The 23,142-nt window shown below is 64.9% G+C and carries 18 protein-coding genes; 11 read left to right on the forward strand and 7 right to left on the reverse strand.

Annotated elements, in window-relative coordinates:
• Positions 1 to 46 precede the first annotated feature (46 nt).
• From AADZ78_RS00965 to AADZ78_RS00980, 4 genes are all read left to right on the forward strand, one after another.
• On the forward strand, positions 47 to 667 hold the full coding sequence (locus AADZ78_RS00965) for a class I SAM-dependent methyltransferase (protein ID WP_239655396.1): 621 nt from the start codon (positions 47 to 49) through the stop codon (positions 665 to 667).
• 38 nt (positions 668 to 705) lie between these two features.
• Positions 706 to 1,485 (forward strand): DUF2127 domain-containing protein, encoded by a 780-nt coding sequence (locus tag AADZ78_RS00970; protein ID WP_085250421.1) that lies wholly within the window; start codon positions 706 to 708, stop codon positions 1,483 to 1,485.
• A gap of 411 nt (positions 1,486 to 1,896) precedes the next feature.
• Positions 1,897 to 2,646 carry a 5'-methylthioadenosine/adenosylhomocysteine nucleosidase gene (locus AADZ78_RS00975; RefSeq protein ID WP_085250433.1) on the forward strand — a complete coding sequence of 250 codons (750 nt, stop codon included), beginning with the start codon at positions 1,897 to 1,899 and terminating at the stop codon, positions 2,644 to 2,646.
• Positions 2,647 to 2,663: 17 nt separating this feature from the next.
• Positions 2,664 to 3,116 (forward strand): SRPBCC family protein, encoded by a 453-nt coding sequence (locus AADZ78_RS00980; RefSeq protein WP_239655291.1) that lies wholly within the window; start codon positions 2,664 to 2,666, stop codon positions 3,114 to 3,116.
• Here the strand turns inward: AADZ78_RS00980 and AADZ78_RS00985 are convergent.
• Entirely contained in the window at positions 3,113 to 3,748 is a 636-nt protein-coding gene (locus tag AADZ78_RS00985) for a DUF5134 domain-containing protein (protein WP_085250419.1), read from the reverse strand. The genes AADZ78_RS00980 and AADZ78_RS00985 overlap by 4 nt on opposite strands.
• 101 nt (positions 3,749 to 3,849) lie before the next feature.
• Between AADZ78_RS00985 and AADZ78_RS00990 the strand changes: the two genes are divergently transcribed.
• The gene (locus AADZ78_RS00990) at positions 3,850 to 5,832 is read left to right on the forward strand and encodes a cytochrome c oxidase assembly protein (protein ID WP_085250418.1); all 1,983 of its coding nucleotides are present in this window, start codon (positions 3,850 to 3,852) and stop codon (positions 5,830 to 5,832) included.
• Positions 5,833 to 6,190: 358 nt separating this feature from the next.
• Here AADZ78_RS00990 and AADZ78_RS00995 read toward each other — a convergent pair whose 3' ends face one another.
• On the reverse strand, positions 6,191 to 6,730 hold the full coding sequence (locus AADZ78_RS00995) for an Lsr2 family DNA-binding protein (protein ID WP_085250417.1): 540 nt from the start codon (positions 6,728 to 6,730) through the stop codon (positions 6,191 to 6,193).
• A 584-nt stretch (positions 6,731 to 7,314) separates the two neighbouring features.
• Here AADZ78_RS00995 and AADZ78_RS01000 point away from each other — a divergent pair.
• Both AADZ78_RS01000 and AADZ78_RS01005 read left to right on the forward strand, forming a co-directional pair.
• Positions 7,315 to 7,857: a hypothetical protein gene (locus AADZ78_RS01000; protein ID WP_085250416.1), complete on the forward strand. Its 543-nt coding sequence runs from the start codon at positions 7,315 to 7,317 to the stop codon at positions 7,855 to 7,857.
• Positions 7,858 to 7,955: 98 nt separating this feature from the next.
• Positions 7,956 to 8,429 carry a hypothetical protein gene (locus tag AADZ78_RS01005; RefSeq protein WP_139828692.1) on the forward strand — a complete coding sequence of 158 codons (474 nt, stop codon included), beginning with the start codon at positions 7,956 to 7,958 and terminating at the stop codon, positions 8,427 to 8,429.
• 165 nt (positions 8,430 to 8,594) lie between these two features.
• Here the strand turns inward: AADZ78_RS01005 and AADZ78_RS01010 are convergent, their stop codons facing one another.
• From AADZ78_RS01010 to AADZ78_RS01020, 3 genes are all read right to left on the reverse strand, one after another.
• A complete protein-coding gene (locus tag AADZ78_RS01010) occupies positions 8,595 to 8,717 on the reverse strand; it encodes a hypothetical protein (RefSeq protein WP_264033245.1) in 123 nt (40 codons plus the stop codon).
• A 106-nt stretch (positions 8,718 to 8,823) separates the two neighbouring features.
• A complete protein-coding gene (locus AADZ78_RS01015; RefSeq protein ID WP_085250414.1) occupies positions 8,824 to 11,058 on the reverse strand; it encodes a heavy metal translocating P-type ATPase in 2,235 nt (744 codons plus the stop codon).
• Between the two features lie 153 nt (positions 11,059 to 11,211).
• Positions 11,212 to 12,672: a DUF4185 domain-containing protein gene (locus tag AADZ78_RS01020; protein ID WP_085250413.1), complete on the reverse strand. Its 1,461-nt coding sequence runs from the start codon at positions 12,670 to 12,672 to the stop codon at positions 11,212 to 11,214.
• A gap of 260 nt (positions 12,673 to 12,932) precedes the next feature.
• Between AADZ78_RS01020 and AADZ78_RS01025 the strand changes: the two genes are divergently transcribed.
• Together AADZ78_RS01025 and AADZ78_RS01030 are read left to right on the forward strand one after the other, a co-directional pair.
• Positions 12,933 to 13,838: an SDR family NAD(P)-dependent oxidoreductase gene (locus AADZ78_RS01025; protein WP_085250412.1), complete on the forward strand. Its 906-nt coding sequence runs from the start codon at positions 12,933 to 12,935 to the stop codon at positions 13,836 to 13,838.
• Positions 13,835 to 15,412 (forward strand): AMP-binding protein, encoded by a 1,578-nt coding sequence (locus AADZ78_RS01030; protein WP_085250411.1) that lies wholly within the window; start codon positions 13,835 to 13,837, stop codon positions 15,410 to 15,412. The genes AADZ78_RS01025 and AADZ78_RS01030 overlap by 4 nt, the downstream gene beginning before the upstream one ends.
• Here the strand turns inward: AADZ78_RS01030 and AADZ78_RS01035 are convergent.
• Positions 15,409 to 20,277, reverse strand: a complete 4,869-nt coding sequence (locus tag AADZ78_RS01035) for a cation-translocating P-type ATPase (protein WP_085250432.1) — start codon at positions 20,275 to 20,277, stop codon at positions 15,409 to 15,411. The two genes, AADZ78_RS01030 and AADZ78_RS01035, sit on opposite strands and share 4 nt — an antisense overlap.
• A gap of 159 nt (positions 20,278 to 20,436) precedes the next feature.
• Positions 20,437 to 21,405, reverse strand: coding sequence for a sigma-70 family RNA polymerase sigma factor (locus tag AADZ78_RS01040; protein ID WP_264033244.1), 969 nt, complete (start codon positions 21,403 to 21,405; stop codon positions 20,437 to 20,439).
• 169 nt (positions 21,406 to 21,574) lie between these two features.
• Between AADZ78_RS01040 and AADZ78_RS01045 the strand changes: the two genes are divergently transcribed.
• Positions 21,575 to 22,333, forward strand: a complete 759-nt coding sequence (locus tag AADZ78_RS01045) for an SDR family oxidoreductase (RefSeq protein ID WP_085250410.1) — start codon at positions 21,575 to 21,577, stop codon at positions 22,331 to 22,333.
• Between the two features lie 38 nt (positions 22,334 to 22,371).
• A complete protein-coding gene (locus AADZ78_RS01050) occupies positions 22,372 to 23,127 on the forward strand; it encodes a DUF899 domain-containing protein (RefSeq protein ID WP_085250409.1) in 756 nt (251 codons plus the stop codon).
• The last annotated feature ends 15 nt before the right edge of the window (positions 23,128 to 23,142 follow it).

Genomic DNA, 23,142 nt, shown 5'->3' on the forward strand with positions numbered 1-23,142 from the left:
AGCGCCACCGATTCAGGATTCCACATGATCTGGTATGACGGCAGCCGTGGACCGACCGTGGAACATCAACATCCACTACGACGGGCTGCTGGATTCCAGCGTCCCACCCGATGCCCGGCGCGTTCTCGACGTCGGTTGCGGCGACGGGTTCCTGGCCGCTCGGTTGGCTCGGCGCATCCCGGATGTCACCGCACTCGACGTCGACGCGCCGGTACTGCGACGCGCACGGTCCCGGTTCACCGACGCACCGGTCCGATGGGTGCACGGGGATGTCATGACGGCCGAGCTGCCCCACCCGGATTTCGACGCCGTGGTCTCAAACGCCGCACTGCACCACGTCGAGGACACCCGCGCGGCACTGCGTCGGCTTGCCGACCTGGTGTGTCCTGGCGGGACGCTGGCGGTGGTGACCTTCGTCAGGCCGTCGCTGCGAAACATCGTGTGGCACGCGACAGCATGGTTGGCGTGCGGTGTGGTCAATCGCGTCAAGGGCCAGTGGGAGCACACGGCGGTCATCAAATGGCCGCCGCCGGATACCTTGTCTCAGCTACGCGCTCACATCTGCGCGGTGCTTCCCGGCGCCCGCGTCCGCCGGTTGCTCTACGGCCGCGTACTGATCACCTGGCACGCACGCGACGTCTCGACGCCCAGCAGGCTTCGGTTCTGAAAGAATGATCGGCGCATTCTGGCAGCGAAGGAGCGCAAGTGGCCAAGCGTCAAAATCGTGGCACCAACCGGTGGGAGCTGATTACCTGCGCACTCAGCGGGCACGCCACCTATGCACCCGATGACGAGGCACTCGCTGAACGACTCAGCGCAAACACGAATCTTGGTGAAGTGTGGCGCTGCCTGCGCTGCGGCGATTTTGCCCTTGGCGAGCCACACGGCCGAGGTTGCCCTGAAGATGCGCCAATGATCATGCGCGGCAAGGCGTTACGTCAGGCGATCATCATTCGTGCGCTCGGGGTTGAACGCTTGTTCCGGGCGCTCGTGCTGGCGCTTGCCGCGTGGGCGGTATGGGAATTTCGCGGTGCGCGAGGCGCAATCCAAGCCACCCTGGACCGCAACCTGCCGGTCTTTCGCGCCGCCGGTTTCAAGGTCGATCAGATGTCTGCGATACACGAGCTGGAAAAGGCGTTGGCGGCAAAGCCGTCGACATTGGCCCTGATAACCGCCATGCTGGCTGCCTATGCGGTGCTGCAGGTCGTCGAAGGCGTCGGCCTATGGTTGCTGAAGCGCTGGGGTGAGTACTTCGCGGTGGTGGCCACCTCGATCTTCCTGCCGCTGGAGATCCATGACCTAGCCAAGGGCATCACGATGACGCGGGTGGTGACCTTCACCATCAATGTTGCCGCGGTGATCTACCTGCTGGTCTCGAAACGGCTGTTCGGTCTGCGGGGTGGCCGCAAGGCATATGACGAGGAACGCCATGGCGAGCAGCTGCTCGACCTCGAGCGGGCCGCCATGACGGCGGACGTGAACTAACCAACATCACGTGCTCACCCGCCGCGGGTCGCGACCTGTTTCCGGCAGCGGATTCCTGTGACGCCCCAGTCACACCCGCCTTTAGCTGTGACTGACGCCACAAAGTAGCTTTTCGCGCCGTTTACCCACCAGCGGCGTGCTCGCAATAGCGCCACAGTGAAATGTGAGTCAGGCGGCGCACTGTCGCCGGATTGACGAAGGACCGAAGCCGTGTCAACACTGCCGCCCTGGATCAGCAACAGTACTAACAACTTCGATGTCGTCGCTCCGATTAAGGCGCGCGCCTGCGACGCGCTATACGTCGTATTGAGAAACAGGCGCTATCAGGTCGCCGATGGCCCACGGCTCATGCGTCGGGGCGCGGAGCGCTGCTAACAACCAAAATCGTCGACTATGGATACAATCTCGCGGGTGACGATCGGCATCATCTGTGCGCTCCCGCAAGAGTCGTCCTACCTGCGCGGCCGCCTCCGTGACGCCGAACGCACAAAAGTCGCCCAGATTGCCTTCGATACCGGCGAACTCGAAGCGCGCCGGGTCGTAGTGGCCACCGCGGGTATGGGCAAAGTCAACGCCGGCTTGGTCGCAACGCTGATGGTCGACCGATTTCGTTGTAGTGCAATTGTTTTCACTGGCGTGGCCGGCGGACTGGATCCGCAACTGCGCGTCGGCGACATCGTCATCGCCGACAGGGTCGTGCAGCACGACTTCGGCCTGATCGAGAATGAGCGGTTGCGTCCGTATCAGCCGGGACACCTTCCCTTCATCAACCGCACCGAGCGGCTCGGCTATGAGATCGAGCCCGAACTGATAACTCGCGTCAAAGGCCGTCTTGACGGCCTTACCCTTGCGCCCCTGTCGACGGACGTAAATGGTCGACCGCCGCGAATCCACTACGGCACCATCCTGACCGGAGACCAGTACCTGCACTGCGAGCCGACGCGCATCCGCCTTCACAACGATTTTGGCGGTGTCGCTATTGACATGGAAAGCGGTGCGCTGGCGCAGATCTGCGAATCGTTCGGCATCCCTTGGCTGGTCATCCGCGGGCTTTCTGATGGTGCTGGCGCTGAATCTGGGCCGGACTTCCGTCGCAATGTCAGAGAGGTGGCGGCCAGGTCGGCCCGCATTCTGCCGGAAGTACTGCCCGCGGTGGCCTAAAAGGCTTGGATTGGGATGTGTCTGAACGTATCGTGAGCGCCACCCGCGAAATTGCGGCCAGCGCGGACCGAATCTTCGAGCTGATCGCGGACCCGTCTCGCCAGCCGAGCTGGGACGGCAACGACAATCTGGCGGCCGGGGCTCCGGGACAGCGGGTCCGTCGGGTTGGGGACATCTTCAGCATCACGCTGACCATGGGCGGCGTACGGGAAAATCATGTGGTGGAGTTTGCCGAGGGTCGCCAAATTGCTTGGCGTCCTGCAGAACCCGGCAAGCAACCGCCGGGTCACCTGTGGCGCTGGGAGCTAACGCCGGTGAGCGAAACCCGTACCCGCGTGACCCATACCTACGATTGGACGGCGCTGACCGACGCAAGTCGCCTCGACCGGGCCCGGGCAACGACTGCCGAGATGCTGCGTGCCTCGATGGACCGCCTCGCCGCGATGGTGGAGGATCATCGGCTTACTTAGGTCGCAAACAGCATGGTGGCGAACATGGTCGCCACCCCGGCGGCCATCATCGCCTCAACCGCGCAAGCCAGCGACTTGCGCGATGCGCGGGTCCCTCGGCCGGAACCGCGCTGCGTGACCAATCGGAAGCCCCAGACGAGGGCGGCAAGCACGAAAAAGACGGTCCATATCCAGTTGCCGGTCGCGATCCAGCCGGGCAGCGCGCTGCCTGTTGGCGTGTTGGTCGCAGTCATGTCCAGGTCCGGCATCGACATTCCCGGCGGCATGTGGTGTTCCGCGAGCGGTCGGTCGGTCGGCACGTGCCGATTCATGGCGGCATACATCCAGGCCATGGCCGCCATCGTTGCGGCGTGATACCCGCGCACCACCCGTTGCGCGATCCTGCGGGCCGCTGCGGCGGCCATCACCACGAACCAGACACCCGCTGCCAGGAAAAACAGCGCCGGTAGCGTTGCCGGCAGCGGGACTGCCCGCGGCCATGCCATCACTGCCATCGCGATTGCCATGACGACATGCAGTCCGTGGCCCACGATCGAGGTCCAGGATCGGCGGTCGATAACGAGGACGAACCCGGCGGCGCTAAGCAGGAACAGGCCGGTGAGCAGCCAACGAAGCGGTAGGTCAGCGATCATGCGGTGCCCACGTCTCCCAGCTTCCTTCACATTCGCAAATGAACGGTCACCGAAGACTATGCGCTCAGTGACCGACAGATGCACGGCCGTAAGCTGCAGGGATGAAAACCAACGGGCCGATCGCGGCGACGACGTCGCCCGCACCGGTCGCCCGACCGAGGTCCAGGCGAGCAGCCAGGCTCTGTCTGATAGGTGGCTTTCTCGCCGTCTCGGCAGCGCTCGCCGGGCACGGCTTGATCTCAGGCCCACGTCGCTTTGCCGAGGCCGGCAATCCCTATCCGGGTGCGTTTACGAGCGTTGCCGAGCCGGTTGGGTACTTCGTTGGCTCCCTCCTAGGTGCCATCTGTCTTGGTGCATTGGTCTACGTCGCCATGACGTCAAGGCCGGCGGCCGATGGCTTGATTGACGCCGCGGCATTTCGGATTCACCTTGTGGCAGAGCGAGTTTCGATTGTCTGGCTGGGAATTTCCCTGGTAATGGTGTTAATTCAGGCTTCGCATGACTCTGGGGTAGCGCCGGTGCGGCTGCTGACCAGTGGAGCGCTGAGCGATGCCATCGACGCATCCGAAACCGCACCCGCGTGGTTCGTGGCGGCGATCTGTGCGCTGCTGGTGGCGGTAACGTTGCGCCTCAACACTCGTTGGCTCGGTCACGTTGTGCTGCTGGTCCCCACCGTGATTGCTGTCGTTGCGCCGGCAGTGACCGGTAATGCGGGACAGGGACCCGACCATGACTACGCGACCAGCGCTGCCATCGTCGTCGCGGTCGCGGTCGCCACACTGACCGGCCTTAAGACCACCGCCGCGTTGGTTGGGGCAACGCCCAATCGCGCCGTACTGCTGACGCAGGTAGTCAGCGGTGCAATCGTGCTGGTGTACGGGGCGGTCCTGCTCTATCTATTGATCCCGGGCTGGAACCTCGGTTCGGACTTCGGTCGCCTTGGCTTGATCGCGGGCATTCTCGTGGCCTGGGTGTGCTTGTCGGACTGCTGGACACTGTTGGGTGGTCGGGCGCGGTCCGGCCGTGCTGAGACGCTCGCTGCCCTGGCCATGACCGCCGCTCTGGCGGCGATAGCCGCGATGGCGGTTACGACCGCGCCGCGACTACTCGCCCACCAATTCACGGCCTGGGATGTCTTGCTCGGCTATGAACTGCCACACCCGCCGACCATCACAACGGTGCTTACCGTCTGGCGGTTCGACAGCTTGGTCGGAGCGGTTGGCGTGGTTCTCGCCATCGCATATGTGGTCGGATTTGTGCGGTTGCGACGCGCGGGCAACTGGTGGCCCGTCGGGCGCCTGGTGGCGTGGTTGACCGGTTGTGTCGTGCTGGTGTTCACCAGCAGTTCGGGGGTACGTGCCTATGGATCAGCCATGTTCAGCGTCCATATGGCTGAGCACATGACGCTGAACATGTTCATCCCGGTTCTGCTGGTGCTTGGTGGACCGGTCACGCTGGCGCTGCGGGCACTGCCCGCTGCCGGTGATGGCCAGCCGCCCGGTCCCCGGGAATGGTTGACCTGGCTGCTGCACTCGCGGGTCACTGCGTTCTTCTCGAATCCGATCGTCGCATTCGTTCTCTTTGTGAGCTCGCCCTACATCGTTTACTTCACACCGGTCTTCGATACCTTGGTCCGCTACCACTGGGGCCATGAGTTCATGGCCATCCATTTCCTGTTAGTCGGATATCTCTTCTACTGGGCGATCATTGGTATCGACCCGGGGCCGCGCAGGCTGCCGTACCCGGGGCGGATCGGGCTGCTCTTCGCGGTGATGCCGTTCCATGCTTTCTTCGGTATCGCCCTGATGACCATGGCATCGGCGGTCGGTGGCACGTTCTACCGGTCCGTCAATCTGCCCTGGCTGTCGAGCGTCATCGCCGATCAACATCTCGGCGGCGGAATTGCTTGGAGTTTAACCGAATTGCCGGTCATCATCGTAATTGTGGCGTTAGTGACCCAGTGGGCACGCCAAGACCGCCGAGTCGCATCCCGTGAGGACCGGCACGCCGACAGCGACTACGCCGATGACGAACTGGACGCCTACAACGCGATGCTGCGGGAACTGTCGCGGATGCGTCGATGAAGCGCGTGCGCCTGTGGCTCTCCTACCCTCAATCGGGTTCGTCGTCGCTGTCGCATAGGAATCGTTCCGGATGGTGGAAGGGGTTTGCTCGGGGCTGTCCGTGATCTAGGTGTGCCAGGGGCATCCCTAGCCGCACGGAGACCGACAAGCGATCTGCGGCCTATAGCCCTCGCCGATCTCGCGAAACCTTTGGAGTTACCCGACTTTGACCGGTTTCTTAACTCCGTCCATGCTTTCAATTCAATCAGCGCCCCCAGGGTTGACCCGGCGGACTCAACGACCTGAGCGGGGAAACCCGCGCTGGGCCTTCCGTCGGATCGTTCATAGCAGCCGCGAGAGGCAAGAAGCCAGAAACTTCTCAGTTCCGCTGTCTGCTCAAGGCCTCCTGATACGCATGGCGGATCTCTCCGGAGATCCGGCCGCGGTCACCGACCTCGATCTTGTTGCGCCGGGCCCACGCCCGCTCCGTTTCCCCGTCGCGGGGCGGGGACAGGTACGGTCTGGCCGGCGATGTCGGTGTCGGCGGGTTCTTGCCGTTGCGACCAAAATCCCAGTCACCGCGCATCTGTCGCAGCACCCTCCCGAGAAACTTTGCGTGGCCCTCGCTGGGGTTGTTCATCGCGTTGAACAGCCGGACCATCTCGGGGGAACGGTAGAGCCATACACTCTCGCCACTACCGACGACGGCTAGGCGTGGATAGACCCGTATACCCTCGTTTAGCAGGGCTTCCTCGATACGTTCGGCCAAGCCACTCTTGATCTTGGCCTTCGGTATCCCAGAAATATTGCGGTACAGTTCGGTGAAGTCGGCGCGAGCCGTCATTTGAAAATCTCTGGAACCCATGCGCTTACGCAGTTCGTGAGCGACGTTGGTGACGTGATCGATGGTTGTGCTCATATTATTCTCCAAATAATTTAAATCAATCTGATTTCATGTTTGCACAGCTCATTGCTGCTGCAGTAAAGCAAGTTTACAGGGTGAAAATTAATAACATCAAGACTCGGCTGGCCGGCAACCGAAGGGATAGCGCGCCACCCCTGGCTCTTGCCTTCGCCTGCTACCACTTCCAGTAGATGTGTACGGTGGCCGGGTCGATTTCCTCCCGGTGACCGGGTTCCGCTTCAACCGGCCCTTCGGCTGGCGGTGCAACCGCACTACGCAGAGCGCGTCGATAACCGCCCGCTGAGCCATCAGCGATGCCTCCCGGAAGGCCGGAGCCGGGTCGCGTGATTCGGCGATCTTGCCCAGGATCACAGACGGCAGAATCCCGGCGCGAACCGCTCACGGCAAACGCCTTGGTAGGTGCGCTGCTAGCAAAGTCATAACTGCCACGCGGCCTGCAGCTTTCCTGCGGCTAGCCCACGCGTACGGGAGGGCCATGGTACGGAAAGGGTACTGGCCGATATAGCCCGCGGTCGCCGGGTGACGCCAGGGCTGGCCGGTGCTGACGGTATGTCTGGGGCCAATGGGATACTGCGTCAATGGCTGACGACGCCGAACCGATCCCGCGCAAGCGGACCTGGGCCTATCGGCTTGGCGCTCTCGCTGTACTCGCCTTCGCGGGATGGAGTATCTGGGCGGGCTTCACCGCTACCAACGTGAAGCTGTCTTACTTCTGCCAGAAGGTCGCGACCCCAATCGCGACGACGATGGTTGGGTGGCTGGCAGCGGACTACTACTTCCGCCGCGAGGCCAACAAGAAGATAGAAAAGGACGTGAGCAAGGCCGCATACTCCACGCGCATAATGTTGCAAGGGATGTACGAGGTAGATGCCAGGATGTCCAACGCGTCGAACCACCTGAACGAGGGGAAGCGCGTCGCGGCTACCGCAGAGCTCTCCGTCGCGGTCGCGGTGACGCGATTGGTGTTGTGGCAAGTCGCTCAGAGCCTCCGCGAGTGGGAGCACCTCTCGAAAGCTGGAGCAGATGCGGCGAAGAAGATGTCAGACGCCGACAAGAGGATGATCGTGACGAGACAACAGATCAAGCTGGACGCTGGTCAGACTGCGGGAGACGCAACATGACTGAACGATCCGACGCGATGCGCGAGCCCTCACCGCCTGCCGACCAAGCGGCTCCTCAAGAAGCGCAAGATCATTTAGCCGGGGAGGCCATGCCTGCCGTGGACACCGAACTGACGGGTCCTGCGAAGAAGTCCGCAGGTCGAATCACTGGTGCGGTTGCAGACATTGAGGATCGCTACACACTGATCATTAACAAGGGCGAAAAGGCCGGGGTTAAGCCGGGGATGATCTTCGCAGTGGTGGGTGCCGCCGGCAAACACGTCATTGACCCCATAACAGGAGAAGACCTAGGAGCACGCCCAGGTGTGAAGTTGCGGGTCAAGGTGACCGAGGTTTTCGAGAAGTTCGCGCGAGCAGAGACCTACGTCATAGTACCGCCATTTCAGAGCTTCGGCCTTGGCGGAGTTGCGAGCTCAACTATGCAGGACCTTATTGATGCTCGTGAGCTTTCACTCTTAGGTGGCGGGCGACAACGCATGGCCGGGTACGGCCGACGCAGAGAAGAAGAGGAACCGCCTGCTGAGGCCGTAGTACCAGTGCGCATCGGCGACGAGGTTAAGCAGGTCGGCTAACCCGAACGCCGCGGTCGCCCAGTTCGTTATGGATCACGCGGAGCGCGAGCGCCGGCCATTAGGCCACTGGTATGGCGAGCGATCTGGTCCCACCGATAAAATCCCCGCGTTGTGGCCACTCAAGCCACAGTGACACAAGGGATTACAGAGATCGGTGGCCCGGCTCTAGGCAATTACCGAAAAATTTCCGTTACCGGTGAGCGCCGCCTGCACCTGCTCACGCGTCAACTCGACGTCGCTCGAAATCCGTACTGTGGAAGCCCCTTCGGTGTCCAGGTCTATGCTCACGGCGCTGACTGGGTCCAACCCAGTCAGCGCGTTGGTGATGGTTGCTACTCACCCGTCGCAGTGCAGTCTGTCGACGGCGAAAGTCTGTTCGGCCATGGGTCACGTTCTACTGAGAGCCAACCTTACGCAGCCGCAAGCTGTTTGAGACTACAAAAAACGACGAGAACGCCATGGCGGCACCGGCGATCAGCGGATTGAGCAGGCCGGCGGCCGCGATCGGGATTGCGGCCACGTTGTAGCCGAACGCCCAAATCATGTTCATCCGAATTGTCCGCATGGTTGCCCGCGCCAGGTCCAGCGCCTGCGGGACGATGTGCAGATCGTCGCGAACCAGGATGATGTCGGCCGCACCGATCGCGACGTCGGTGCCGCGCCCGATCGCCAACCCCAAGTCGGCACAGGCCAAGGCGGGGCCGTCGTTGATGCCGTCGCCGACCATGGCGACGGTGTGGCCCGCCTCGCGGAGCCGTTGGATCACTTCGACTTTGCCTTCGGGCAGCACGTCGGCAATCGCGGTGTCGATACCGACCTGTGCTGCCACCGCGTCGGCCACGGCCTGGTTGTCTCCGGTGAGCAGAACCGTGCGGAGCCCCCGGCCGCGCAAAGCGGAGACGGCGTCGGCCGCGGAATCCTTGATGGTGTCGGCAATCGCAATGGCGGCGCAGGCGACACCATCGACCGACACGAAAACTACTGTCTCGCCGCGGGACTCGCCTTCGACTCGCGCGGACTCAAGCACGGAATCACGTGGCCCACTACGGGTAATCCAGGACGGTTTGCCCACCTCGACGTTACGGCTGCCGACGACCCCCGACACGCCGCACCCGGCAACCGATGCAAACTCGGTAACCGGGACGGGATCCGGTGAAGCGGCGACAATGGCCGTCGCCACCGCATGCTCGGAAGCGGCCTCGACCGCGGACGCCAGCGCCAGGACTTCCTGGAAATCACGCCCATCGAGCGTCGTCACGTTGCTCACGGTTAGCTGTCCGACCGTCAACGTGCCGGTCTTGTCGAATACCACGGTATCGATCCCGCGGATGGTTTCCAGTGCTCGGTAGCCCTTGATGAAAATCCCCAGCTGCGCACCCCGCCCGGAAGCGACCATCATCGCGGTGGGCGTCGCCAGCCCGAGCGCACACGGGCACGCGATCACCAATACCCCGAGCGTCACCGAGAAAGCGCGATCCACGCCTGCCCCGCTGGTCAGCCAGGCTGTGCCAGCTAATCCGGCGATGGCGAACACCACCGGGACGAACACCGCCGAGATGCGATCGGCGAGGCGCTGGGCGCGAGCCTTCTGCGCTTGCGCTTGCTCGACGAGGCGGACCATTGCGGCGAACTGGGTATCGCCACCGACGGCGGTGGCCTCGATGACGAGCCGGCCGTCCAGCACAACGGTGCCACCGATGACGGTCGCCTCCGGATATGCGCGCACCGGTTTGGCCTCACCGGTCATGGCGCTCATGTCGATCGCCGCGGCGCCGTCGACAACCACTCCGTCGGCGGCAATGGTCTCGCCGGGCCGCGTCACAAAGCGCTGTTGCTTCTTGAGTTCGCCGGCCGGCATTACCAACTCCGCCCCGTCGGGCAGCAGGACCGTGACATTTTTGGCGCCCAGCGCTGCGAGGGCGCGAAGCGCGCCGCCGGCCTTGGATTTGGCGCGGGCTTCGAAGTATCGACCCGCAAGAACGAAGACCGTGACCCCGGCGGCGACCTCGAGGTAGATCGAATCGCTATGCAGGATCGCCTGCCAAATTCCGCGGGTTTCCCGCAGCTGGTGATGCACGAAGACCGTCGATAACGACCAGGCGGTGGCCGCCACGATGCCAACCGAGATCAGCGTTTCCATGGACGCTGTCCGGTGGCGGGCATTGCGCAGCGCCACCGAGTGAAACGGCCAGGCGGCCCATGTCACGATCGGGGCCGCCAGGGCGGCCAATAGATAGCCCCAGCCGGCGAACCTGACACTGGGCACGATCGCGAACATCGTCGACAGATCGGCCAGCGGCACGAACAGCACCGCAGCGACTAAAAGCCGCCGCAGCAGGCGGCGAGCGTGGTCGGCGTCGGGATCCTGTTGCTCGGCGACCGACTCGGTGCGTGGAGCCGCCCGGTATCCGGCCTTCTCGACCACTTCGCACAGGTCTTCGACGCCCATGTCGACGGCGTCGATGGTCGCCACCCGGGTAGCGAAGTTGACGGATGCCCGCACGCCAGGAAGCTTGTTGAGCGTCGTTTCGACGCGGCTCGCGCAGGCCGCGCACGACATTCCCGAGACTTCCAGCTGGACGCGCCGCACCGAGTTGAGGTCGGAGTCCTCTAAAAGCGGCGCCGTCACGGCCCTCCTCGGGTCAGCTGTCTGGTCGGTATCTTTGGTACCGCCAGCGTACAAGCGCCGCTAGACCTGATTGCTGGCCGCGCGCTCCGGCGATGAGCGCGCGGTGGCGCCAGCGGCCCGGCATGCCCCACGCACGCTGCACAACAGCGCCGCTTAAGGCAACACCGTGTGCATCAACATCACGTTGTATGCAGACCACAGTGACAGGTTGAAGTACACGTCTTTGCCCGTCGACCAAGGATGCATCATCGGCGCGTAGATGCCGCCAGGCATCTGCCACGACGACACGAGCATCGTCTCTGGGCTCCACGGTCCTTGCGGCGCCGGCGCGGTCCGCGCCACGACGTCGTTGGCGCCGTTGGTGTACATCACCAAGTACTGCTTGAGATAGGTGTTGTACTGGGCCGACATTTCGCCCACCGGACCCGGGATAACCACCGTGGCCGCCTCGGGCTTGTTGCGGACCCAGGAGTTCGAATCGCCGTTCCAGTATTCGTATTTGGTGAGGTCGGGAACAAAGCGCTGGGGAACTCGGGTCAGATGCGCCGAACCGCCGCGTCCAGGCGGCGTCCCGAACGAATAGAGGTAACCGTCGCTGGACTTAAGGAACGCCCCCATCTGGAAATTCTCGTTTCCCGGAACGAATCTGGCTCGCCCGCTGTCGGTCCCGGACGCGCGGATGGTGCCCGGGTAGACCCCCCAGGTTTGGCCATTGTCGTTGGACACCGCGATACCCGAGTAGTTCGTCGTCCATTCGCCGTCACGGCCCCAATCCCTGATGGACATGAAGTTGACATATTGGGTTCTCCCGACCGAGATCGCGGACGTCGGAATGATTCCTGTCTCGTTGGGCGCCCACTTGATGCTGTTGATGAGCTGCTTGGAAAAGCCCGGGTGGCTGATCGGTGAGCCGGAATATCTGTTGGACGGATCGCCGGACGCCACGTGGATTCCGTCGGCCAGGTCACGGTCTTGGCTGCGGAACATCACGTTGTATCGCCATTGGTGTTCGTGCACGGCGCAATAGCCGAACGTGTCACCGAAGATCATGAGTGTCTGACGGTTGGCGGGATCGCCGTTGTCCCAGAGGATTCCGAGGTCGGTCCCGGAGACGCCGAAACGTTCGAGCGTCTTGTTGGGGCCGTCAGGCCCGGTGACCCACTCGGCCAGCGATGTCGTAGCCCCCCCGATGTCAGCAGGTTCTGGTCCCGGCGCAGGGGCTGGTGCGGGCGCCGCGTTCGGGGCCACCTGAGCCGCGTTAGGGGATTGTTGGGTGCCCGGGGCGGGAGGATTGGGCCCAGGCGGCAGCACACCCGCTTGAGGTTGTAGCGGCGCGGAGTATCGCTGACCCGGGTTGGTCAACCGAGACAGCGGTCCCAGCCTGGGAAGGGGCGCACGGTCATTCGCACCACGAGGCCGGGGCCCTCGCGGTATCGGGCCGAGTGTTTTAGAACTGGGCGCGGTCACCACGGCATTCGGTGGGGGTGGGGCGTTTGCAGCGTCGCCACTGCAGGGCACGGCGGACGCTGGTGGCGCGAGGCCTACCGCACTGATGAGTCCAATAGCGGCCGCGGACGCCAGCGATACCGACATGATTCGAGCAATCGCCGACATGTCACACCTTCCCTGGGAGGTCGCTTTTGACTTCCGCAATTGGATGATGTGACGATAGTGATCACTGAGGCTTTTGTGATCAGTGATCCGCGGATAGGTATGCGTCCGTAACCGTGTCGCAACCCATCTGTTCACCGTGCGAATGATCGCCGATCGGCCAAAACGGCTCGCCGCGTGAAACCAATGACGCGGCACCCGCTCGACTGCAAGAGTGGCATTGAGCGAAGATTGGTCGAACGTAATCGGGGGGACGCAGCCCAATGAATCTGGCAGCGCAGGCATTGACGGCGGTTACTCACAGACTGGTCAACCCGGCGCGCACAACAGATCCCGACAGGCTGCGCAGCGCCGTTTCCGGCAAGACCGCGCTCGTGACCGGCGCGTCGTACGGAATAGGCGAGGCAACCGCGCGCAAACTGGCCGCGGCCGGAGCGATCGTGCTGGTGGTGGCCCGATCGGCGGAACGGCTCGACGACCTTGCGGCTTCGGTCAACGCCGGCGGCGGCCAGGCCGTCGCCTACCCCGCCGATCTCACCGACGAGACCGCCGTCAGCGAGCTCACAAAACAAATCACCGAGAACCACGGACCGCTGGACATCGTGGTGAGCAATGCGGGTAAGTCGCTGCGGCGGTCGCTGCATCACCAATACGACCGGCCGCATGATTTTCAGCGGACCATCGACATCAATTATCTGGGCCCGATCTGGCTGCTCCTGGGATTGCTCCCGGTGATGCGCGAGAACGGTCAGGGGCACATTGTGAACGTGTCGAGCGTCGGCGTGCGCGTCGTTCCGGGTCCGCAATGGGGCGCCTACCAGGCGTCCAAGGGCGCCTTCGATCGCTGGCTGCGCAGCGTGGCGCCGGAACTGCATGTTGATGGCGTGGCCGTGACCACGGTCTACTTCGCTTTGGTCCGCACCCGGATGATCGCGCCGACCCCTATCCTGGGCACGCTTCCGGGCCTGGATCCGGATGAGGCTGCGGACACCATCGCCAAGGCGATCATCGAGCGCCCGCGCACGATCGAACCGCCCTGGATGCGGCCCGCCGAGCTAGCCTCGGTGCTGCTGGCCGGGCCCGCCGATGTTGCGGCCCGGGTGTGGCATCGTCGGTTCTTTGCCGAATCCGGCCCGGAATCCGACAACGAGCGAGGGGATCGTCGATGACCGGCAGCGTGGCAGGCACCGCGGCTCGGGCTTTGCTTGGTTCGGGTCTGCTCGGTCCGCCGGGTCCGGTCGCGGTGTTGCGGCTCGTCCGCGAGATCCATCGGGGTGGCGCGAATTTCTATACTCTGCTTGCCATCGCGGCCGCGCGATGGCCGGATCGAACCGCGCTCGTTGACGACGACGGCGCGCTGCGCTATTCCGAACTGCAGTCGCTCACCGAATCGTTGGCTCACGAGCTTCTTCGCGCGGATGTGGAGGCGGGGCAGGCGGTGGGCATCATGTGTCGCAATGGTCGCAACTTCGTGGCGGCGGTATTCGCGACGAGCCTGGTAGGTGCCGATGTTGTGCTGGTGAACACCGAGTTTCGCAGCGACGCCCTTGCCGGCGCAGTGAGCGCATACCAGATCCGAACGATGTTGTGCGACAAAGAATTCGTCGACCAGATACGCCAAACCGGCGAATCAATACGGGTTATCGATCCTCAGACCGTTGCGCCGCAAGCAGATTCGCGGCCCAAAGTCGCCTCGGCGGGCCGTATCGTGCTGCTCACTTCGGGCACCACGGGTGTACCGAAGGGGGTCTCGCGCACACCCACGATGAGTTCGGGAGTAGGCGTTGGCGTCACGATTCTGGACCGCACCCGGCTACGTGTCGGATCGCGAGTCGCCTTGGCGGTACCGATGTTTCACGGGTTGGGCTTCGGCATGTTGATGCTCGCCATCGGCCTGGGCGGCACGGTATTGACACGTCGGCGTTTTGACGCCGAAGCCACACTGGCACAAGCGTCGTTGCATCGCGCTAACGCGTTGAGCGCGGTGCCGATCATGCTGGCCCGCATTCTGGACCTGCCGCAGCGGGTAAAGACCCGAAATCCGTTGCCGTGCTTGAAGGTAGTGATTTCCAGCGGCGACCGGCTCGATCCCAATCTGACACGCCGATTCATGGACGCCCACGGCGACATCCTGTACAACCTCTACGGCTCCACCGAGGTCGGCATCGGCGCACTGGCAACACCGCTCGAACTGCGACGGTTCCCGGAGACGGTGGGTAAACCCGTTGCGGGCTGCCCGGTCCGAATCTTCGACAAATCCGGCAAGCCCGTCGGACCTCGCGTCATCGGACGTGTCTTCGTCGGCGGCGAACTGACATCACAGGGCTATACCCGGGCCGGGGGCGGCACGCTTCCTAATCGCGAAGCCGTCATCGACCGGATGACGAACACCGGAGACATGGGCTACCTCGACGAATCGGGCCGGCTGTATATCGTTGGCCGCGAAGACGACATGATTGTCTCCGGGGGCGAGAATGTCTATCCGCGCGCACTGGAGAACGCGCTCGCCCGGCACCCCGGCATCGCCGAGAATGTGGTCGTCGGAGTGCCTGACGAGCAGTTCGGACGTCGATTGGCCGCCTACGTCGTCTTGCGGCCGGGCAGCGACCTCGACGCGCCGGCCCTGCGGGAGTTCTTGAAGGGCAAGGTTTCTCGCTTCGAACAGCCCAGGGACATCAACATCGTCGACAGCATTCCGCGTAATCCCGCCGGCAAGGTCCTGCGCAAGCAGTTGTCGACCTAGTCTTCGGTCTCCTCTTGATCGGGCCGCACAGCACCCACTGTCTTGGCCAACCACTTGGGCGCCAGCACTGAGACCGCGGTGGCTCCCGCCGTGGCGCTGATCACCCCGGTCCAGGCGACCGGCCCCAGCGGCGTGCAGCCGAAAAACTGGCTGACAACCGGGGTTTGGATGATGCCGACCAACACGCCGGCACTGCCCAGCGCCGTCGCAACGACGAGTGGGCTGTGACTGCGGGTCAACAGAGTTTGCGCCAGCTGTGTCGTCACCAGAGCCGTCAATCCCATTGTCGACGTGCGTCTTTCGCTGCCGGGTGTCCAACGCCCGATGGCCCACGCGGCCGTTGCTCCCGCCGCCGTCACGACGCCACGGTTGACGATCTGGCGCATCAGCGGCTCGTCCAGTGACGGCTTTGCCGCGGTCAGCACTTCGCGCTGGCGTGACCGCCGCGCTTGGGCAACCTCTTCGTCGCTGAGATCCTCATCCTCCTCCGGATCCTCGTATTGCGAGGTGACGGCCACGGCAAGCGCGGGGAACATATCCGTGAGCAGGTTCACCAGCAGCAGTTGACGAGTGCCCACCGGCGCCCGTCCGGCGCCGAACGCCGTTCCGATAATGGTGAACAGCACCTCGCCGACATTGCCGCCGACCAGGATGGTCACCGCATCGCGAACACCCGCCCACATGCTGCGGCCCTCGACTAGCGCGTCGAGCAGCACGCCCAGATCATCGTCGGTCAAGACGATATCGGCGGCCCCGCGGGCGGCCGACGAACCGCGACCGCTGACCCCAATACCGACGTCGGCCATCCGGATGGCGGCGGCGTCGTTGGCCCCGTCGCCGACCATCGCGGTCACTCGCCCGCAACGCTGCAGTGCCGCCACGATCTGCACCTTTTGCTCCGGGCTGACGCGGGCAAACACCTGCACGTCGGCGGCGAGTTTGGCGGACGCATCTTCGTCGAGATTGGCGAGCTCGGCGCCGGTCACCACCCTGGCATCCGAGGGCAGCCCCAACTGGCGAGCGATCGCCCGTGCGGTGACGGGGTGGTCGCCGGTAATCAGCACCACGTTGCGCTCGGCATCCAGCAAGGCTTCGATCAACGGGCGCGATGACGCTCGCGCGGTGTCCGCCAAACCGACGTAGCCGAGCAGTTCGAGGTCGTGAGCAGCGGCGTCGACGGCGTCGGCGTCGGTTTCCTCGTCGTCGGTGGTCCCGTTCTCCCAGGGACGCTGCGCCACCGCGAGCACCCGCAAGCCCTGCTCGGCGAGGCTGCGTACCAGAGACTCGGCGTGCTGCAGGTCGGCCTCGGAATCGCCCCCGGAATGGGCGAACCGGCAGCGCGGCAGGATTGTCTCCGGTGCGCCCTTCAACATCAACATCGGTGCCGCGGCTGTGCCCGCCGTGCCGATCGCTGCGGCGTAACCGCGACTGGATTCGAACGGTACCTCGGCCAGCACCTTCCATTCCGAATCATCTTGGCTATCAAGCGAACTCGCTGCAGTAAGGATTGCCTCGTCGGTGGCGTGCGCGTGTCCCTCCCCGTTGTGGGGCTGCGTGGACGCACGGGCCGCGGCCCGTAGTACCTCGATGGAGTGCTGATCGGTGAGCTTCGGCAACTGACGGGTTGTCAGCGTGGCCGTGCTAGGCACGGCGCAAACAACGCGCAACCGGTTCTCGGTCAGCGTGCCGGTCTTGTCGAAGCAGATGGTGTCGACCCGGCCCAGCGCCTCGATGGTGCGTGGAGAGCGCACCAGCACGCCGTGCGCCGTCAGGCGCTGGGCCGCGGCAAGTTGGGAAAGGGTCGCCACCAATGGCAGGCCCTCGGGAACCGCGGCCACCGCAATCGCCACTCCGTCGGCTACCGCTTGACGCAACGATGCGCGGCGCAGCAGCGCCAGACCGGTTACCGCCGCGCCACCGGCAAGTGTCAGCGGGAGGACCTTGCTGGTCAGCTCGCGCAACCGAGCCTGCACGCCGGCCGACGTTTCGACGTCGGCGACCGCCGAGATGGCGCGGTGCGCCGCGGTGCCGACTCCGGTGGCCACGACGATCGCGCGGGCCCGTCCTGCGACGATCGTGCTGCCTTCGAACAGCATGCTGGCGCGTTCCGGGTCGGCGACGGCGACCGCGTCGACCTGCTTATCGACCGGCAACGACTCACCGGTGAGGAAGGACTCGTCGACCTCGAGGTCCTCAGCCACCAACAGCCGGGCATCCGCCGGGACCACCTCCGGGGCGGCCACGTCAATGACGTCGCCGGGTCGCAGCGACTTCGCGGAGACGGTGGCCGTGCGGGTGGCGTGCCGGGCGGCCTCCAAGCGGCGACGCGTCGTCGCTACTGCCGGGACCACAACGCGGCGCACCAACTGGTCCTGTTCAGCGAACAGTTCGGCGGCCGCGGCCTCGGCTCGCAACCGTTGCACCCCGCCCGTGAGGGCGTTGACGGCCATCACGCCCGCGACCAGCAAGGCGTCGATATTGCTGCCGACGATCGCCGATGCCGCCGCTCCGACCGCCAGGATGGGTGTCAGCGGATCGGCGAGTTCGTGCCTGGTGGCGACGGCAAGTCGCCCCAGGCTTTGTGCCGGGCTGCGCAGGGGCGCCACCAGCGGCTCGTAGGACAGGTCGTTGAGACGGCGGCGCCAGGTAGAAGTTCCGGGCTCGACGGCCAGGGGGCGCGCACCGCCGGCCAGCCGCGAGTAAACGATCTCGGGGTCCAGCGCGTGCCACGCGGTCAGCGGTTGCGGGGTCGGATCGGGCAGCCGCAGCACCCTGGCGGCCGACCAGGTCCCCGACACCAAAGCCGTTGCGGCGGCGGCGTTGACCGGATTGAGCCAGCGACGGAAGCTCGCCGGATTCGTGGATCGATCTTGTTCGCCGGTAACCAGCAGCAGCCCAGCCAACGTGGTGCCGCCCTGCGCGAGGTGTACCGCCGATTCGCTGGCGGAGCGGGCCACCGGAATCGCCGACAGGATCCGCACCGCCGCGGCGAGATCGGTGTCGGTGATGATGTCGGCGGTCCATGGTGTGGCCGCGCGGGGATCGTCGAGGGCGACTCCGACGTCGGCGATGGCCAGCGCGGCCAAGGTGTCGGTCGACGCACAATCCCGGTGCAGTGCGGTGATCAGCAAAACCGGTCCGCGGTCCGAGCGCAGCTCCCGTACCAAATTCAGCAGCGGCGTACCCGGTGGATGGGTCGAGCCAACGCTGGCAGACAGATCTTCGGTGCCAGCCACATGGCGCAACACCACCCGGGCTCCGGTTCGGTGCGCCGTCTGCAGCAGCGGGATCGCGTACGGGTCGACCTCCCACCCAACCTCGACGCTGCCCACGGATTGGCCATCGCAGATCAGGTCCGCGTGTTCGAGGCCCTGTGCGGGTGCCGCCGACGGACCCTGCGACCTGACCCAGCGCAGCCGCGCGCCGGTGGCGGGCAACTCGTCGGGATCGGGGTCGGGGGCCTCCTCGCCGTGCAGGAGAGCGTCGGCAACCTCGTAGACGCGTTCGTCATCCCACCCGGGTTCGTCTCCCAGCGCATGCAAGACAGCGCGGTGATCGCCGCGCAGCGCAGCACCGTCGATGACGACCACCTTCACCCGATCCAGGCGGCGCAGCGCGCCCGGGTCGAGAACGAGTAGTCCGGCGTTTGCCAGACCGCGACCGAGTGTGGCGGCGAACGCCTGCCGGCCAAGATGCGCGGCTTTCGGGACTCCGGCGAGAATCGCTTCGGCAGCCTCGCCGGCGCCGCCGCCGGCGAACAACGCACCTGCCGCAGCAATCACCGATCCGCCGGCCGCCTGACCCACGTATTCCTCTACTGGACCGGCCATGGAGCCCTTGGCGGTATCGATCGCAGCGTCGATTGCGCCATCGACGACGACGTGGGAGGCCTCACCCGCCGCTGCCGCTGCCCAGTTGTGTCGCGGCGCTTGAGATTCGGCGCCGGCAGAGGAGAGGACCGGCACCACCGGAGCCTGTGGTCGGCTGGGCGAGGCGAGTTCGGGTTCGCGGTCGCGCCACCGCTGGCGGTGTGCCGCCGCCTCGGAGAGCTGGAGGCCACGCTGCAGCAGGTCCAGCAGGGGCGTGCCGACCGACTGGCTGAGCCCGTACGCCAACGCCGTCGAACCGCTGAGCGCAATGTCTGTTCCTACTCGACCCAGCTTCGACTCGAGGACGGCCACCAGCCGCGGTTGATAGTTCAGCAGTGCGGCCGCGGCTCGTGCACTGCGCGGTGCCATGGGCAGCCGGGTGAACCAGCCGGTCACCGCCGCACCGATCGCCACGACGTCCATTGCCGCCGCGGTGAGCGGGACCAGAATCGCCAGCGGGTTACCGGGGTCGGCGAACGGCGCCGCTGGAGGCGCCGACGTTGATCCCGTCAGTGATATGTCGGCCGCTATGGCGGCAACCGTTTCCCGCACCTCGTCTAAGACAATGTCGCTGTCCGCGTCCTCGTCGAGTTCGACTACCAACCGGCCCAATGAGCCCTCAACGTGGGCCCCGGCCACACCCGTGATTCTGCGAACGGGCTCCTCCACCACCGCCGCATGCTCATGCCATCGCGGGAACGGCAGCAATGGATCCAGGTCGAAATGCACGCGTTGCCCGCTATACCAACGCACCGGCGGCTCGATGCCGTCAGCGGAGCCATTCGAGGACTTGCCCGTGCCCAGCATTCGGCTGGTTGACTGAGCTGCTGACTGCACCACTGGGCCAACGAGCTCCGCCACCGGACTGGCCAGTGTCTGCACGGTGTCCGCAGCGCCGGCCGCGGTTTGCACGCCGGCCCGCACTACCTGCATCGCCGCTCCGGTCAGACCGCCGGCTACATCGCCGACGAGGCTGGGCACACCCGGAATCTTCACACCATCACCCTTCATACACCTACCGCGCTAATACTGGTGGCGCCATGAGGACGTGTCCACCGATGGCGCCATTGATGTGCGGTGTGTTGTCATCAATGACTGTGGTGGTCCCGGAGAATGGCTCCCGCAACCGACGCCCGATCGCGCGCGCGACCCTGACTACCGTACCGACGGCAAACCGAACGCGGTAAACAGTGCCGGCTCGAGAAAGACGGTCATGGCCGTGATCTCGGTGCCACGCGTGGTAAGTACGTGTATCGAGTGGGCCCGCATGAGGTGGTCTTCGCTGCGCCGGTACTCGGCGACGGCGGGTTGCCCATTGGCGGCGGTCGGGATCATCACGATATCGCCGGCTCTTGTGAAGGCGTGCGCGGCCAGGAAGCGCAGCACGGCGTCTCGGCCGGTGAACCACGTTGGCACCGGCGGCATTTCGAGCTTGACGTCGGCTTGCAGCAGCTCGGTGAGGGCGGCCATGTCCGCGTCTTCGAATGCCGCACAGTAACGGTCGAGCAATTCACGGCGCTGGGCTTCATCGGGCTCGGCCAGGCCTTCCTCGGCGGGGGAGATCTCCGAGAGGTGTGCGCGGGCCCGCTGTAGCGAGCTGTTGACGGCCGCGGGCGTGGTTTCGAGCAGTTCGGCCACCTCGGCGGCGCTGAACTGCGCGACGTCACGCAGGATCAACGCGGCTCGCTGGCGCGCCGGCAGCTCCTGCAGGGCCGTCATCACCGCCAGCCGGACACTTTGTCGTGTGGCGAAAGCTGTTTCGGGTGTCAGGGCGTCGGGGATCGGCTCAAGCCAGGCGGGTGCGCTGCCCGCAGCGGCCGCGCCGTCGAGACGGGTCTCCGGGTCCACCGAGGCGCCGCCCAACCCGGCCGGCAGCACCCGCCGCGCGCGGCTCTGCAACGCACGCAGGCACGCGGTCGTCGCGATCCGGTACAACCAGGTCCGTAAGGCCGCGCGTTCTTCGAACGCTTCGTACCCGCGCCAGGCCCGTAGGTATGTTTCTTGAACCAGATCCTCGGCGTCATGCACGGAACCCAGCATGCGGTAGCAATGCGCGATCAGTTCGGCGCGAAAGGGCGCCGCCTGCTCGATGAAGTTCTCCTGGACCGGCACCTCGTGCTCCATCTGTCGTATGCGGCGGGAACGACGGCCATCTGCCTCGCTATCCACGTAGACAGCTCCGGCGGCCAAAAATCATCGCCGACCTGGGCAGCGATGAATCGTGGCGCCGCGATGCATCTGCATGAATAACCACAATCGAACGTCGAAAGGGAGCACGACCGTGAACCAGCCCATGCAAACCCATGCCGACGGCCTCGCCGGCACGACGGCGATCGTGACCGGGGCCAGCCGCGGATTCGGCCGTGCGATCGCGGTGTCGCTGTCGTCGGCCGGTGCTCACGTCGTCGGTGTCGCGCGCACCCGCGCCCATCTCGAGGACGTGCGCGAGCAGCTCGGCGACACCTTTACCCCGGTGGCCGCCGACGCGGCCGACCCTGCGACAGCGAGCCGGCTCATCGAGCAATACCGGCCGCGCACGATCGTGCTGAGCGCCGGATTGGCTCCGCAGCTTATCCCGCTACCGGAACAAACTTGGGAGACCTTCAGCCAGAACTGGAATGTTGACGTCGCGCAGGCGTTCCACTGGATTCGTTATGCGCTGGCGCGCCCGCTGGCGCCCGGCAGCGCGGTGATCGCAATCTCCAGCGGGGCCGCGGTCAACGGGTCGCCGTTGAGCGGCGGCTACGCGGGTGCGAAGGCAACCGTCAAATTCATCACCAGCTACGCCGCCGTCGAATCGCAACGGGCCGGCCTGGGTATCACCTTCATCTCGGTGCTGCCGCGACTGACCCCGGCAACCGAGCTGGGCGCGACGGCGGTGGCGGCCTACGCCAAGCGCCAAGGCGTCGATGTCGAAGCCTTCCTGCGGTCCACAGGGCCGGTGCTGACCGTCGAACAAGTCGCACGCTCGGTATTGGAGATCGCCAGTGGCGGCCGACGCGACCACGACGCATACCTACTCGCATCGGCGGGACTATCGCCAATGCCATGAGTGGGTAAGCAACGAGAACAGAAAGGTGGAATACCGAAATGAAGACACCCGAGATCGTGTCGGTGCAGGAATGGGAAGCCGCACGCCAGCAATTGCTCGTCAAGGAAAAGGAGCTGACGCGTGCCCGTGACGCGCTGGCGGCGCAGCGGCGGCGCATGCCATGGCTCGCCGTGGACAAGGAGTACGTGTTCGACGGGCCCGAGGGAAAGGTCGATCTGCTGGGTTTGTTCGCTGGCCGGCGCCAGCTCATCGTCTATCGCGCCTTCTTCCAGCCCGACGTGCATGGCTGGCCCGATCATGCCTGCCGAGGCTGCTCCATGGTTGCCGACAACATCGGCCACGTTGCCCATCTGAATGCCCGGGACACCACGCTGGTGTTCGCCTCGCGGGCGCCGCAATCAGACATCGATCGCCTGAAGGCGCGGATGGGCTGGCAGATGCCGTGGTACACGATCATCGACGACAGCGGTCATTCATGGGACGCGGACTTCGGCGTGGACGAGTGGCACGGCACCAACGCGTTCATCCGCGACGGCTCCCGGGTGTTCCGCACCTACTTCATCAACAACCGTGGTGACGAGGCGCTGGGCACCACCTGGAGCTTCCTGGACATGACGGCACTTGGGCGGCAGGAACTCTGGGAGGATTCCCCGGAGGGCTACCCGCAGACCCCGCCGTACGAGTGGTGGGATTGGCACGACGAATACGGTCAGCACGAGCCATCGCGCTGGTTTGGCGAACCAGACCCAAACGATCCCAACGATCAACGTCCGCCGCGCAGTGACACTGCATGAACTATCGGCAGCCCG

It is taken from the genome of Mycobacterium riyadhense, from assembly GCF_963853645.1.
GTDB lineage: Bacteria > Actinomycetota > Actinomycetes > Mycobacteriales > Mycobacteriaceae > Mycobacterium > Mycobacterium riyadhense.